The following is a 367-nucleotide window of genomic DNA, read 5'->3' as shown; positions in this document are numbered from 1 at the left end:
AGGGCGGTCATGGTCACGTAGGCGCTGGGGACCATGTAGTCCGGCAGTTTCACGCCGAGGTCGTGGCGGAGGTCGCCGATGTCGATGGTGCTGTTGTCGGTGGGGACGAGGTAGGCGACGAGTCGTTTGTCGCCGGGTTGGTCTTCGCGGGCGATGACGGCGGCGTGGCGGATGTCGGGTCGGGTGGTGAGGGTGGTTTCGATTTCGCCGAGTTCGATGCGGTAGCCGCGGATCTTGACCTGGTCGTCGGTGCGGCCGAGGAAGTGCAACTGGCCGGCGGCGTCCCAGCGGGCGAGGTCGCCGGTGCGGTACATGCGGGTGCCGGCGGGTCCGTGGGGGTTGGCGACGAAGCGGGTGGCGGTGAGGT

At 68.7% G+C, this 367-nt stretch carries 1 protein-coding gene; it reads right to left on the bottom strand.

The features are described 5' to 3' along the window. Nucleotides 1-367 (bottom strand): AMP-binding enzyme (locus QSK20_RS31970; RefSeq protein WP_285792330.1); only part of this gene is annotated, 367 nt, incomplete at both ends.

This window comes from Micromonospora sp. NBRC 101691, from assembly GCF_030269285.1.
In the GTDB taxonomy this organism is placed as follows: Bacteria; Actinomycetota; Actinomycetes; order Mycobacteriales; family Micromonosporaceae; genus Micromonospora; species Micromonospora echinospora.
This window is presented reverse-complemented; position numbering and strand designations above follow the sequence as displayed.